Annotated in this window: 12 protein-coding genes and 1 pseudogene; 5 read left to right on the forward strand and 8 right to left on the reverse strand. The window is 65.9% G+C overall.

What is annotated here, in order from left to right:
• Positions 1 to 30: 30 nt before the first annotated feature.
• A complete protein-coding gene (locus tag AC5RUU_RS10245; RefSeq protein WP_493975098.1) occupies positions 31 to 204 on the forward strand; it encodes a hypothetical protein in 174 nt (57 codons plus the stop codon).
• Between the two features lie 18 nt (positions 205 to 222).
• Here the strand turns inward: AC5RUU_RS10245 and AC5RUU_RS10250 are convergent, their stop codons facing one another.
• Both AC5RUU_RS10250 and AC5RUU_RS10255 read right to left on the reverse strand, forming a co-directional pair.
• Positions 223 to 714: a hypothetical protein gene (locus tag AC5RUU_RS10250; RefSeq protein ID WP_493975099.1), complete on the reverse strand. Its 492-nt coding sequence runs from the start codon at positions 712 to 714 to the stop codon at positions 223 to 225.
• Positions 715 to 942: 228 nt separating this feature from the next.
• Complete coding sequence (locus tag AC5RUU_RS10255) at positions 943 to 1980, reverse strand: HhH-GPD family protein (protein ID WP_493975100.1); 1038 nt, start codon at positions 1978 to 1980, stop codon at positions 943 to 945.
• Between the two features lie 62 nt (positions 1981 to 2042).
• Between AC5RUU_RS10255 and AC5RUU_RS10260 the strand changes: the two genes are divergently transcribed.
• Entirely contained in the window at positions 2043 to 2738 is a 696-nt protein-coding gene (locus AC5RUU_RS10260; protein ID WP_493975101.1) for a hypothetical protein, read from the forward strand.
• Between the two features lie 27 nt (positions 2739 to 2765).
• Here AC5RUU_RS10260 and disA read toward each other — a convergent pair whose 3' ends face one another.
• On the reverse strand, positions 2766 to 3842 hold the full coding sequence (gene disA / locus AC5RUU_RS10265; RefSeq protein WP_493975102.1) for a DNA integrity scanning diadenylate cyclase DisA: 1077 nt from the start codon (positions 3840 to 3842) through the stop codon (positions 2766 to 2768).
• Between the two features lie 494 nt (positions 3843 to 4336).
• On the opposite strand from disA, the gene AC5RUU_RS10270 reads away from it, so the two are divergent.
• The 3 genes and pseudogenes from AC5RUU_RS10270 to AC5RUU_RS10280 form a co-directional block, all read left to right on the forward strand.
• Entirely contained in the window at positions 4337 to 5950 is a 1614-nt protein-coding gene (locus AC5RUU_RS10270; protein ID WP_493975103.1) for a peptide chain release factor 3, read from the forward strand.
• A gap of 6 nt (positions 5951 to 5956) precedes the next feature.
• Positions 5957 to 7186: a beta-ketoacyl-[acyl-carrier-protein] synthase family protein gene (locus tag AC5RUU_RS10275; RefSeq protein ID WP_493975104.1), complete on the forward strand. Its 1230-nt coding sequence runs from the start codon at positions 5957 to 5959 to the stop codon at positions 7184 to 7186.
• 14 nt (positions 7187 to 7200) lie between these two features.
• Positions 7201 to 7478: pseudogene (locus AC5RUU_RS10280) on the forward strand (carboxyltransferase domain-containing protein); the annotation flags it as partial.
• Positions 7479 to 7487: 9 nt separating this feature from the next.
• On the opposite strand, the gene AC5RUU_RS10285 reads toward AC5RUU_RS10280, so the two are convergent.
• The 5 genes from AC5RUU_RS10285 to AC5RUU_RS10305 all read right to left on the reverse strand — a co-directional run bounded on the left by AC5RUU_RS10285 (position 7488) and on the right by AC5RUU_RS10305 (position 13886).
• On the reverse strand, positions 7488 to 8840 hold the full coding sequence (locus tag AC5RUU_RS10285) for an MFS transporter (protein ID WP_493975105.1): 1353 nt from the start codon (positions 8838 to 8840) through the stop codon (positions 7488 to 7490).
• A gap of 138 nt (positions 8841 to 8978) precedes the next feature.
• Positions 8979 to 10307, reverse strand: coding sequence for an enolase C-terminal domain-like protein (locus AC5RUU_RS10290; RefSeq protein WP_493975106.1), 1329 nt, complete (start codon positions 10305 to 10307; stop codon positions 8979 to 8981).
• Positions 10304 to 11911, reverse strand: a complete 1608-nt coding sequence (locus AC5RUU_RS10295) for an aldehyde dehydrogenase (NADP(+)) (protein WP_493975107.1) — start codon at positions 11909 to 11911, stop codon at positions 10304 to 10306. The genes AC5RUU_RS10290 and AC5RUU_RS10295 overlap by 4 nt, the downstream gene beginning before the upstream one ends.
• 37 nt (positions 11912 to 11948) lie before the next feature.
• Positions 11949 to 12863 (reverse strand): 5-dehydro-4-deoxyglucarate dehydratase, encoded by a 915-nt coding sequence (gene kdgD / locus AC5RUU_RS10300; RefSeq protein WP_493975108.1) that lies wholly within the window; start codon positions 12861 to 12863, stop codon positions 11949 to 11951.
• 138 nt (positions 12864 to 13001) lie between these two features.
• Positions 13002 to 13886 carry a LysR family transcriptional regulator gene (locus AC5RUU_RS10305; RefSeq protein WP_493975109.1) on the reverse strand — a complete coding sequence of 295 codons (885 nt, stop codon included), beginning with the start codon at positions 13884 to 13886 and terminating at the stop codon, positions 13002 to 13004.
• Positions 13887 to 13977 lie beyond the last annotated feature (91 nt).

Genomic DNA, 13977 nt, shown 5'->3' on the forward strand with positions numbered 1-13977 from the left:
TTGCCTGCTCCTGCGAATAAGCTCGATGCCATGGAACGGCAGGACCCCGAAGACAACTACCCGGCAATTGAAGTGCTGGACGGGCAGACGTCGGTGGAGGAACTGCTCACGGACCTGGGTTTGGAATGGCGGGCGGAACCGCCGGTATCCGGTGGGGCATGGGAACCTGCCACGGATTCGTTCAGCCAACCCGCGCTGTTCTAGGCAGTCCTGCCTGAACTGTCAGGCCCGCTCATAGAGGCCTGAGCCGTCCAACGTCACGCCAGCGGAGATAAATTTTCCGCACTGCACCCCGAACGGGTAATCAGCCTTCGGCCGGAATTCCAGGGTGTGCACGGGCAGCGGCGATCCTTCCGCCCCGCGTCCGGAGGAGGTCACCGTCATCGCTGCCTCCGTCAGGGTGTCCAGCATCAGCATTCCCACCTTTGTGCCGTCCGGCGAGGCGGTGGCGGAACAAACACCGTCCGGTGTGCAGCCCTGGTCGATCGAGGCGCTGCCGGGTTGTAATTCGACGTCGGCCTCCTTGCAGGTGCCGTCCTGGCAGGCTTTCAGGTGCAGGGCGCTCACCTGGGGCGCGTAATCAGCGGCGACAGTGACAGACACTGCCGTGGCCTGGGCTATGGCCGGGCAGGGAACGGCGCCGGGACCGGGGCCACACCCGGACGCGAGCCCCGCCGTCGTGATCAATGCCAGGAGAAGCCCTTGCTTGTGCATACTTCAGAGTAGAACCGCAGCCGGGGCTGCGCGCCGGGAAGGGACAACTGGTACAGCCATTGTTATGGCTGGGGTGCCGCTGACACCCAAAAGGAGACCGAAGGCCCCGTGGACAGCGTCCCCAGAATCGCTGAACTGGTACGTGGGAATGAACTGCCGGCTGCGGCTTGACCCGCCGCCGCAGCGACAACGAAAAGCGCCCAAGCCAGGCAACGCCCGGCCGGTCTCTTAGGCAGGCAGGCGGTATCCGCCGTCGTGCAGTTCCGCCAGCCCGTCCGCCAGCAGCCCGGCCAGGGAGCGCTCCAGCTGTTCCGGCGGCGGGTTCAGCCGGTGCAGCGCGGCCAGCGGCACGCCCATCCCCTCCGGTGCGAAGCCCAGGTCGGCAGGCGCATGATGGAACATCTCGGGCGGCACGGGAGCCTCGGCAAGGCGCAGCACAGCCACCACGGCTCCGCGGACCTGGCGGTCCGTGCCGTGCCAGGCCTGGCCTTTGGGAACATACGACGGCGGGGGCTCGCCCGCCGCCAGCCAGGCACAGGAGTCCTTCACCGGGCAGGCCCCGCATTTGGGCACCCGGGCCGTGCACACCAAGGCGCCCAGTTCCATGACCGCAGCGTTCCAGCGCACGGACGTGGCGTTGTCGTCGGGCAGAAGCGAGGCGGCCAGGCGCATCTCTGCAGCGGTCAGGGCAGGGGCCGGAAGAGCGGCGCCGGAGACCAGCCGTGCGTGGACGCGGCGGATGTTGGTGTCCACCACGGTTTCGCGGCGGCCGTAGGCGAAGGCCGCGACCGCTGCGGCGGTGTAGCTTCCCACGCCGGGAAGTGCCAGCAGCCCGGGGTAGGTGTTTGGGACCTTGCCGCCATGCTCCTGGACGATGGCGTTGGCAGCAGCATGCAGCCGCAGCGCGCGGCGGGGATACCCCAGCCGGCCCCAGGCGCGGACGGCCTCCCCGGCAGGCTCGCCTGCCAGGCCGGCAGGAGTTGGCCAGCGTTTTAGCCATTCGTGCCACACCGGCAGCACCCGGACCACTGGCGTCTGCTGCAGCATGATTTCGCTGACCAGGACACCCCACGGGGAACAGGAGGAATCACGCCAGGGCAGGTCGCGGGCGGTCCCGGCGAACCAGCGGGTGATCCTGTCATGCAGTTGCTGGAGCTCCGCGGCGTTGCCCGGCAGGGCTGCGGGCGCTGCTGGAGCGGGAGTCTTCGTATCGATCCCAACACTGTAATGGATGCGTTTCCCAGGCTGGAAACCGGATGCAGCCATCGGTTGGCTGCACGGCGGCGTGGTGGCGGGGCAGAACCCCGCCGGTTCCCTAGCCTAGAAGGATGGGCAAGCAGGGCACTTCATCAGCACGCGGCAAGGCATCGGCATCCGGCTCCAGCAGCGTCCGGAAGCACAGTCCTGCCGTTTACCGCCGGCGGCGGCTGGTGGTTGGCGGCGCGCTGCTGATGGTCGTGGCCCTGGTAGTGAGCGGGTTCGCAATGGCCGGGGTTTTCAACGGGGCTTCCGAGCAGGCCTCATCCACGGACCCGGCAGGCGCTGCAGCCTCCGCGGATCCCACCGCCGGACCTTCGGCTTCCGTGTCAGCCTCCGCTTCCACTGCTCCCACGCCCACCCCTTCCGCCACGCCCACCTGCAACCAGAACCTCGTCACGGTTTCCGCCTCCACGGACAAGGCTGCCTACGGCCCGGACGAAAACCCGCTGCTGACCTTGAAGGTGACGAACGGGGGGACGGTGCCGTGCCAGGTCAACATCGGCACCTCGCAGATGGAGTTCCTGGTGACCAGCGGCCCGGACCGTGTCTTCTCGTCCAGGGACTGCCAGGCAGCCAGCGAAGACCTGGTGAAGGTGATCGCCCCGGGCGCCAGCGAAACCGCCAACTTCCCGTGGTCGCGGAACCGCACCGTGGAGGGCTGCCAGCCGGTGGACGCGAAGCCCGGCGCGGGCGGAGCGTACTACATCTTCACTGCAAGGCTCGGGTCCAAAGCCAGCCCGAAGGCTGTCTTCCAGCTGAACTGACGCTCTTCTTAAATGGGCGCAGGGGTTCTAGAGGAAACGGTCCAGCAGGCTGGCTTCCGCCATTCGGCTCAGGCCCTCACGGACCGTGCGTGCACGCTGGTCACCGATGCCGTCAACGGTCATGAGGTCGTCGATGGTGGCGGCCATCAGGAACTGCAATCCGCCGAAGTGGTCCACCAGCCGGTCGGCGACAGCCTTGGGAACTGCCTTCAGCCCGGACAGCAGCCGGTAGCCTCGGGGCTGGACCACTGCATCCAGGTTCGCCTCGCCGCCGGCGAAGCCGACGATTCCCGAAATCTTCCCGAGATCGATCAGCTCAGTGGGACCGAGATTAACCAGCGCACTGACAGCCTTTTCAATGTCCTCGGCAGAGGCATCGGGGCTTGCGTAGTCGCGGATGATGACGTCGCTGCCCGGGCCGCGGCCCACCGTCAGCTCATCGAGCTGGAGCGACAGGAGCCGGCCGTCTTCGCCGAGTTCCAGGACGTATTGGGAAATTTCTTCTGAGATCCGGCGGACCATTTCCTGCCGTTGCAAGGTAACCGCCACATCCCGGACCGTCACCATCGCCTCGATCTCCAGCGCTGACAGTGAGCTGGTGACCTGGTCAAGGCGCGAACGGTAGCGTTCAAGGGTGGCAAGGGCCTGGTTGGCGCGGGCCAGGACCTTCTCCGAGCCCTCCAGCACGTGCCGCAAACCATTCACGTACAACGCGATGATCTGCATGGACTGGCTGACGGAGATGACGGGAACACCGGTCTGGATGGCAACACGTTCGGCCGTACGGTGGCGGGTGCCGGACTCCTGAGTCTCAATGCTGGAATCGGGCACGAGCTGGACCGCCGCCCGGAGGATGTTACCGGCATCCTTGTCGCAGATGATGGCACCATCCATCTTGGCGAGTTCCCGGAGCCTGGTGGGGGAAAAATCGATGCCGATATCGAAGCCGCCGGAGCAGATGGAGTCTACGGTGCGGTCGGAACCCAGGACGATCAAGGCGCCGGTGCGTCCGCGGAGGATGCGCTCCAGGCCGTCACGAAGGGGAGTTCCGGGTGCCACTCTGCCCAGAGTTGCCCTGAGTGATTCTTCGGGGCTCCGCGCCATAGGTTTTCCCTTCAAAGGTGCGGACCGCCGCCCGCAAGAATGCCGGCTTTCGCGCTTCACCGGCAGGATGAAAAGTACTCATTTTCCCGCAAGCTCAATGATAGGGGCAAGAACTCCAACTTCCGCACGGGCAAGCCCTAAAGTGCCCCGTTTGGGTGTGCGCAAAAGTGGCCGGGAAGCGGTCCGGCCTCCGGCCCGCGGCGAGGTGTTTTTGGTCCCGCTTATCCGGCAGCGCGTGGAAGTGCCCGGCATGGATGCCCCAGGGACGGGTGAGTCCCACGCGTGCACAGTGATGCGGCCGTTTCCCGGTTTTGAACGAAGGGATTTCACCGGCGTTAAGCAGGGCCGGAACCGGCTTGCAGCCCTGCGATAAACTTGGAACTTGGCTGTCCGCCAGGCTGTTACCCGGCCCCAGGGCCGCAATGCCCCGGAGCGCAGTGCCCGGAGAGGCGCCGTCAGCGCCCGGCAGTCCCACCCGCAGCGAAAGTAGCACAGTGTCCCAAGATGTCCTGACCCCCGCCCGGATCTCGGCGATTCACAAAGAGGCAGGCCGCCGTCGGACCTTTGCTGTCATCTCGCACCCCGATGCCGGCAAGTCGACGCTGACCGAGGCGCTTGCACTGCACGCGAAGGTGATCGGTACTGCCGGTGCCTCAAGCGGCAAGGCCAACCGCAAGGAAACCGTCTCCGACTGGATGCAGATGGAAAAGGACCGCGGCATCTCCATCAGCTCCGCGGCGCTGCAGTTCTCCTACCGGGACACCGTCATCAACCTGCTCGATACCCCGGGCCACGCCGACTTCTCGGAAGACACCTACCGGGTACTGGCAGCCGTCGACTGCGCAGTGATGCTCGTGGACGCCGCCAAGGGCCTGGAAACCCAGACCATGAAGCTGTTCGAGGTCTGCAAGCAGCGGAACCTTCCCATCATCACCGTCATCAACAAGTGGGACCGGCCCGGCCTGGACGCGCTGGCTCTGATGGACGAGATCACCGAGCGCACCGGCCTGCAGCCCATGCCCCTGACCTGGGCCGTAGGAATTTCAGGCGACTTCCGCGGCGTCTGGGACCTCCGCAACGACCGCTTCGCCCGCTTCCAGCGCAACAATGCCGGTGCGCAAATCGCCATCACCGAATACTTCACCCCGGAGGAGGCGGCGGCAGACCAGGGCAGCAACTGGTCCGACGCCGTGGACGAGGCCGGACTGGTTATCGAATCGAACCTGGAATTCGACGTCGACGCCTTCCACGCAGGCAAGGCCACCCCCATCCTGTTCAGCTCCGCGGCGCTCAACTTCGGCGTCAAGGAGCTGCTGGACGCGCTGGTGGACTTTGCCCCGCCGGCGGCACCGCGCCCCGACGTGGACGGCACCCCGCGGCCCGTCGAGTCGCCGTTCTCCGGCTTCGTGTTCAAGGTGCAGGCCGGCATGAACAAGGCCCACCGCGACCATGTGGCTTTCATCCGCGTCTGCTCCGGCGTCTTCGAGCGCGGCATGGTGGTCACCCAGACCCGCACCGGCAAGTCCTTTGCAACGAAGTACGCACAGCAGGTGTTCGGCCGGGAACGCGAAGTTATTGACGAGGCCTACCCCGGCGATGTGGTGGGGTTGGTCAACGCCTCGTCCCTGCGCGTGGGTGACAGCCTGTTCCTTGAGGACCCGGTGGAGTACCCCGCGATCCCGCTGTTCGCTCCCGAGCACTTCCAGGTGGCGCGGTCCAAGGACCCCAGCAAGTTCAAGCAGTTCCGCCGCGGCATCGAGCAGCTCGAACACGAGGGCGTCATCCAGGTGCTCCGCTCCGACGTCCGTGGCGACCAGGCGCCGGTGCTCGCCGCCGTCGGACCCATGCAGTTCGAGGTGGTGGAGGACCGCATGGCGCACGACTTCAGCGCCCCCATGCGTTTGGAGCGCCTGCCTTACTCGCTGGCCAGGATTTCGACGGCGGACGCCATGCCGGCGCTTGCCAACGTGCCGGGTGCCGAGGTGCTGCTGCGGTCCGACGGCGAATACCTTGCCCTGTTCAACGACGTCTGGGCGCTGCGGCGGATCGAAAAGAACCACCCGGACCTAACCCTTCTGCCCATCGGCACCCACAACCCCGCGAAGTAGGGCGACATGACTGCATCACCACCACGCGCGCTGGTCACCGGCGCCGGGACCATCAACCCTGTTGGGTCTTCCGTGCCCGAAACCTGGTCCGCCCTTCTGGCGGGCCAGTCCGGTATCGCCGCCCTCAAAGAGGAGTGGGCGGAACAGCTGCCCGTGAAGATGGCCGGACAGGTCACGGCTGACCTCTCGGAGCACCTCAGCACCCGCGAGATGAAGCGGATGGACCGCTGCGGCCAGCTGGCGCTCATCGCGGCACGGGAAGCATGGAAGCACGCCGGCGCCCCCGAGGTGGACCCCGAACGCTTCGCCGTAGTCATCGGCTCCGCCTACGGCGGCCTGGGTTCCACCCTTGAACAGGACCGCACCCTGGCCGCGTCAGGACCGCGCAAGGTCTCGCCGCACACCCTCACCCGCCTGATGGTCAACGGCCCGGCGGCCTGGGTTTCCATCGACCTCGGTGCCCGCGGTGGGGCCCGCACCCCCGTCAGCGCCTGTGCCTCGGGGGCAGAGGCGATTGTCCAGGCAGCCGAGATGATCCGCTCCGGTGCTGCCGACGTCGTGATTGCGGGCGGTGTGGATGCCTCCATTAATGACCTGGTGCTCACCGGCTTTTCCCAGATCCGTGCCCTGTCCACCCGCTCGGAGGATCCGCGGCGCGCCTCGCGCCCGTTCGACGGCGGCCGGGACGGCTTTGTGCTCGCAGAGGGCGCCGGCGTGGTAGTGCTGGAGAGCGAGGAGCACGCGCGCGCCCGCGGCGCGGCGGTACTGGGGTCCGTGGCCGGGGGAGCGGTCACCTCCGACGCCAACGACATCGTGGCAGCGGACCCCGCCATGCAGCGGCGCGTGATGCAGAAGGCGCTGGACTCTGCCGGAATGCAGCCCTCGGACATCGGCTTCGTCCACGCCCACGCCACCTCCACCCCGGTGGGGGACCGGCTTGAAGGCCAGGCCATCAAAGCGGTCTTCGGCGCGGACGTGCCCGTGACCTCCACCAAGGGGCACACCGGACACCTGTTGGGCGGCGCCGGCGCGTTGGCCGCCGTCGTGGTCCTTGAGGCCCTCCGCACTGGCCAGCTCCCGGGCACCCTCAACGTCGAAGAACTGGACCCGGAAGTAGACCTTAACGTCGTAACCGAAGACGTCCACATCCTCCAGCCCGGGTACTCCCCTGCCGGGCTGGTAAACGCCTTCGGCTTTGGCGGGCACAGCGTTGCTTTGGTGATCACCGGAGAGTAGCCCTTATTCCGCACCTTGACCTCGCTGCCCCCGGCCGCGGCACCGGCAACGAGGTCACCATCGACGTGGTGTACGGCGGCGACGACCTCGCCGAAGTAGGCCGGCTCACCGGGCTGGGAGCCGACGGCGTCATTGCAGCCCAGACCGGCAGGCAATGGACAGGGGCGTTCGACGGCTTTGCCCCGGCTCTACCTACCTGGTGGGCGAAAACGGCTCGCTCAACGTCCCGCGCCGCAGCTCGCCCCGCACTGCCGTGCCCGCGGGATCCGTCGCGCTGGGTAGGCCTTTCGCCAAGACTGCCTTAGGCGCGGCCGGGAACCGCTGCCTCCAGTTCGAGGTCCTCGACCTCGGCCGCGGGCTCATTCCCGCTGCGGCGCTCCTTCAGGAAGTACACCAGGCCTGCGGCGATGGTGGAGGCGGCCGCGAGTGCGAACAGGCCGGGGATGACGCTACCCGTTTGCTCCTTGATGATGCCGAAGCCGAAGGGGGCAACAAAGCCGCCCAGGTTCCCAAGCGAATTGATGATGGCGATGGCGGGGGCCAGGACCAGCGGGTGCAGGCCCGCCTGCGGGATGGTCCAGAACAGGGGTGAGGCACTCTTGAAGCCCATGGCGGCGATGGCCAGGAAGACCAGGGCCATGACGGGCGAGGCGATGGCCGCGGCGAACGTCCCCACGGCGGCAACGAGCAGGGCAACCACCAGCAGCGGGCGCTTGGACCTGGCCTTGTCCTGCAGCTTCGCCGCAAAGTACATGGCGAAGACGGCACAGATCCACGGGATCGAAGAGAGGAACCCGACGGTGAGGTCCGTTGTGCCAGGAATCTGTTTGATGATGCTGGGCAACCAGAAGGTGTTGGCGTAAATGGACAGCTGCACGGAAAAGTAGATGCCGCACAGCAGCAGGATCTGCGGGTTGAGCAGCATTTTCCAGCGGTTTACCTTGCCGCCGTCGTGCTGGGCGTGCTGGGCGTCCTCGTCGCTGATGGCGTGGCCGAGGGCTTCCTTTTCGGCCGGGGACAGCCACTTGGCGTCCTGGATTTTTGCGTCCAGGAGGAAGTAGACGATGATGCCCACTACTACGGAGAGGGCGCCTTCGAATCCGAAGAGCCACTGCCAGCCACGAAGCCCCAGGGCGCCGTGAAGGCTCAGCAGCATGCCGGCGATGGGCCCGGAAATTGCCGCCGCGATGGAGGAGCCGGCGATAAAGATTGCCGTCGCCTTGCCCCGCTGGCCAGCCGGAACCCAACGGGCGAAGTAGAAGATGACGGCCGGGAAGAAGCCTGCCTCCGCGGCGCCCAGCAGGAAGCGCAGGACGTAGAACATGGTTTCGTTCTGCACGAACGCCATCAGGAAGGAAACAGTGCCCCAGCTGACCATGATCCTGGTCAGCCAGACCTTGGCGCCGTACTTTTCCATCATCACGTTGCTGGGAAGTTCAAAGATGGCGTAGGCGATGAAGAACAGCCCGGCACCGAAACCATATGCGGCGGCACCAATGCCTACGTCGGCCTGGAGGTGGTCCTGGGCGTAGCCGATGTTCGACCGGTTCAGCTGGTTGCAGACCAGCATGACCAGCATGATTGGCAGCACGCGCTTGAAGAACTTCCTGGTGGCAAAGGCCACGTCCGAGACAGCATTGTCCACAGACTTCATTGAATGTATTTCCTTTGGGGTAGATAACGCAGGCCGGCTGCGGGGCTCAACAAAGTAGTGGGGCCGGTGACGCGACCCCACTACTTTACCGAACAGTGCTAGCGGAGGATTGCTGCCCGACAGTGCTACCGTCCAGCGTTACCGAACAAGGCAGGGCCGCTTGGGGTCGAAGGACCAGCCCTCAATGTAGTACTGCATGCCGATACTGTCGTCCCGCGCATCAAGGCCGTGCTCCAGGTACAGCTTGTGCGCTTTGTCCAGGGCTTCACGGTCCAGTTCAATGCCCAGGCCGGGGGCTGCCGGAACCTCGATGGCCCCGTCCTTGATCTGCAGCGGTTCCTTGGTGAGCCCCTGGCCGTCCTGCCAGATCCAGTGTGTGTCCAGGGCCGTGATTTCGCCGGGCGCCGCAGCGCCGGTATGGGTGAACATGGCAAGCGAGATGTCGAAGTGGTTGTTCGAGTGCGAGCCCCAGGTGAGGCCGAACTCGTGGCACATCTGGGCAACCCGGACCGAGCCGTGCATGGTCCAGAAGTGTGGGTCGGCCAGGGGAATGTCGACGGCGTTGCTGCGGATGGCGTGCGACATTTCCCGCCAGTCCGTGGCAATCATGTTCGTGGCTGTCTTCAACCCGGTAGCCCGGCGGAATTCCGCCATGACCTCGCGGCCGGAGAAACGGCCTTCAGCTCCGCACGGGTCCTCGGCGTAGGCCACGACGCCCTGCATCCTCTTGCCCAGCCTGATTGCTTCGTCCAGGAGCCAGCCGCCGTTGGGATCGAGGGTGACGCGGGCGTCGGGGAAGCGCTTGGCCAGGGCGGTGACAACGTCCACTTCGTCGTCGCCGGACAGCACCCCTCCCTTGAGCTTGAAGTCACTGAACCCGTACCGTTCCTGCGCGGCTTCAGCCAGGGCAACCACGGCCTCCGGAGTCATGGCTTCCTGCCGGCGCAACTCCTCCCACCTGTCTGCCGGTGCATCCTCCACCAGGTAGGGAAGATCCGTCCGCTTGTGGTCGCCCACGAAGAAGAGGTAACCGAGCATCGGAACGGAGGTGCGCTGCTGCCCGTCGCCGAGCAGTTCAGCTACCGGGACCCCGAGGAACTGGCCGTGGAGGTCCAACAACGCGGACTCGACGGCGGTGACCGCGTGGACCGTGGTGCGCAGGTCAAAAGTCTGCAGGCCACGGCCGCCGGCGTCCCGGTCCGCGAACTCAGCCGCGATTTCACGGAGGAGCGAGCGGTAGCGGGCCACGGGCTTCCCGTTGATCAGGGCGCCGGCTTCTTCCATGGTGGTGCGGATCTTCTCGCCGCCAGGAACTTCGCCCAGGCCGGTCCGGCCGTCCGAATCGGTGATGATCACAACGTTCCGGGTAAAGAACGGGCCGTGCGCTCCGCTGAGGTTCATCAGCATGCTGTCGTAGCCGGCAACCGGGACAACCTCGACCCTGGCGATGGTTGGCTGGAAGGTCATGCGCTAATTCCTGCTTTCTGTGCTTCGGCGGCTTCCACGACGCCGTCGATCCTGCGGTTCAGGTGCCAGGGATTGGCGTCCTGCAGCGGGGCCGGGAGGAGTGCCTGGGGGATGTTCTGGTAGGCGACGGGGCGCAGGAAGCGGTTGATTGCGAGGGTGCCGACGGAGGTGGTGCGGGAGTCGGAGGTGGCGGGGAAGGGTCCGCCGTGGACCATGGCGTGGCCCACTTCGACGCCGGTGGGCCAGCCGTTGACGATGATGCGGCCCACTTTCTGCTCGAGGGCCGGGATCAGGGGCGCCGCGGTGGGGTAGTCCTCTTCAGTGAGCTGCAGTGACGCGGTGAGTTGGCCTTCGAGCCGGGTAACGGCTTCGAGGAGTTCGTCGATGGTCTTGTAACGGATGACGAGGCTGGCGGCGCCGAAGATCTCCTCATGGAGGACATGGTTGGTGACGAAGTCGCGGACCTGGGTGCCGAAGATGGTGGGCGCGGGGGCGTTCTTGGTTTCCCCTTCCAGTCCCTTCCCTATGAGGTCCACGCCTGTTGCGCTGCCGAGGGCTTCGGTTCCGGCGTTCCAGGAACCGGCGATGCCTTCGGTGAGCATGGTCTGCCCGGCGCACGCGGAGACAGCGCGTGCGACGGCGGCAGCGAGTTTATCCCCTGCCTCGCCTTCAGGGGCGAAGAGCAGGCCGGGGGAGGTGCAGAGCTGTCCTGAGCTGGCGGTGACGGAGGTGACGTACTGCTGCGCCAGGGCGTCGACGTCGCCTTTCAGTGCGCCTTCGAAGACGAACACCGGGTTGAGCGAGGACATTTCGGCATACACGGGAATGGGCTCGCGGCGGGCGGCCGCGGTCTTCATCAGCGCGATGCCGGCAGCCTGGGAGCCGGTGAAGCCGACGGCCTTGATGGCGGGGTCGGCGACGAGGGCCTGTCCGATGCTGGCACCGGGTCCGTAGACCAGGGAGAAGACGCCGGGGTGCAGGCCGAAGTCCTTGGCGGCCTTGACCACGGCCTGGCCAACGAGTTCACCGGTACCGGGGTGGGCGTTGTGGGCCTTGAAGACCACGGGGCAACCTGCGGCGAGGGCTGAGGCGGTGTCGCCGCCCGCCGTCGAGAAGGCCAGCGGGAAGTTGCTGGCACCGAACACGGCGACGGGGCCGAGCGGGATTTGGCGCTGGCGGATGTCCGCGCGCGGAAGCGGGGTGCGGTCCGGGATGGCGGGATCAACGCGGACGCCGCGGAAGTCACCCTGGCGCACCACCATTGCGAAGAGGCGCAACTGGCCGGTGGTGCGGGCACGTTCGCCCTGCAGGCGGGCGGCGGGAAGGCCCGTTTCCTGGCTGGCCCGGGTGATGAGTTCCTCGCCGATGGCCTCGATGTTGTCCGCGATGGCTTCGAGGAATCCGGCGTGCGTTTCCGGGTCCAGCGTTGAGAAGGAAGGGTAAGCTTCCGCAGCCGCGGTGGTAGCCAGCTTCAGCTGCTCCCCGGTGATCAGCGAATACGCGGGGTGGAGCTGTTCATTGGTGGCCGGGTTGTAGCCGTGGGCTGTCTTGCCGTCGCCGACGACGGTATGTCCGGCGATCAGGGAGTGTCCGGTGAGGGTCACGATTGTTCCTCCTGGGAAGCGGTGGATCAGGGAACTGTCAGGAAACGCGGGCAATCAGGGCCTTGAGCTCTGCGAGGTCCTGCTCGGCGAGGTTCTGCAGCGGCGGGCGGACCGGGCCGGCCGAGCGGCCGATGGCGTCAAGGCCGCCCTTGACGATGGAGACAGAGTAACCCTTCACCCGGTCGCGGATGTCAAGGTAGGGGATCACGAAGTCGTTGAGCCTCTTGTTGACGGCCGCACGGTCGTTGTTGCGCACATCCTGGTAGAAGTCCAGGGCGAACTGCGGCACGAAGTTGTACATGGCGCTGGAGTAGGTGCTCATGCCCAGCTGCAACAGCGGCAGGGCGAATGTCTCTGCGGTGGGGAGGCCACCGAGGTAGAAGAGCCTGTCGCCGAGCTTGGCGTAGACGCGGGCATCGTGCTCAAGGTCGCCGACGCCGTCCTTGAAGCCGATCAGGTTTTCGTGCCGGTCTGCGAGGGTGGCAACGGTGGTGTCCTTGTAGATGGCGTTGGCGCGGTTGTAGATGATGACACCCAGGGAGGTGGCGCTGCAGATGGCGCTGACGTGATCGGTCAGGCCGGCCTGGTCGGCTTCGGTCAGGTATGGCGGGAGGAGCAGCAGGCCGTCCGCGCCTGCTGCTTCGGCAGCCCTGGCGTTCTCGATGGCCTGTGCCGTGGAGCCACCGGCCGAGGCAAGCACAGGAACCTGGTTGCCGACCTCTTCGACGGCGGTGCGGACCACGTGCTCGGATTCAGCCGGGGTGAGGGAGAAGCCTTCGCCGGTGCCGCCGGCGGCAAACAGGCCTGCCACGGGAAAGCTGGCCTGCCAGGCAAGGTGCTTGCGGTAGTTCTCCTCATCGAACTGCAGCTGGGCGTCAAAGGACGTCACCGGGAACGACAGCAGGCCGTCTTTCAAGGTATTTGCCAGTTCCTGGGGGGTGTACTTTGCCACGATGTGGTCCTCCGGTGTGTGCGCCGCGGGCGGCAGGCTGATGATTCCTCTCCAGACTAGGAGCGCCGCTGATGCCTGTCTAAGTGCATTTTTATATTTATTGATACCTTCAAGGAATGGTCGCGGGAGGGGCCGTAATTATTCCATGTCAAACTCGAGGCCCCGCAGAAGGCGGGCCAGGGCAGGGTTGGTGATCCTGCGGTTCCACAGCGCATGCAATTCCACCTGTTCCCCCCTCCCAGCTTCCAGCGGCAGGAACTCCACGCCCTTGATGCCCAGCATCGTGGCCGAGTGGGGTACGAAGGCCAGCCCGCGCTTGGCCGCCACGAGCGAGACCATGGTGAGGATCTGGCTGACTGTGTGCACCACATTGGTGTGCCGGATTGGCACCATGCGGACCACAAGATCGTAAAAATAGCGGGCCTGGGTGGGGGAGTGCATGATCAGGCGTTCGTCCTTGAAGTCCTCGGCGGTGACGTCCCGTCCAAGCAGGGTCAGGGGATGGCCTGACGGGACCGCCAGCACCATGGACTCGCGGTAGAGCAGGTGGGAATCAAAGGTCTCGCTGTCAAAGGGAGGGCGCGCGAAGCCAAGATCGAGCTCGCCGGTGAGCAGGCCGTTGAGCTGCTCACGGGTAACCAGCTCCTGCAGGTCGATGTCCACGTCCGGCATGATCCCGGAGACCTCCTCCAGTAACGGGCCCAGGATGCTGAAACCGCTGGCGGCCGTGAAGCCGATCCGCAGGACGCCGGAGCGTCCGGACGCGATCCGGCGGGCGGTCAGGGGGGCGCGTTCTGCCAGCGCCACGAGCCGGCGGGCTTCCTCAAGGAACATCCGGCCCGCCGAGGTGAGTTCCACGCGCCTGTTGTCCCGCTCCAGGAGTTCTGCGCCGACGATCTTTTCCAGTTTCTGGATCTGCCGGCTCAGCGGAGGCTGGGTCATGTTGAGGCGCTCGGCTGCCCGCCCGAAGTGCAGCTCTTCTGCGACTGCTATAAATCCCGCCAGCTGGTCAAACGTAAACATGATGCCTTCCCGGTATCACTTGATGCCCATTTGGGCTTAGACAGGCATCATAACGCGTCCCTAAACTCGGTTCAGCAACCCGAAGTGATTC

The sequence above is a fragment of the Arthrobacter sp. K4-10C genome (assembly GCF_059090085.1).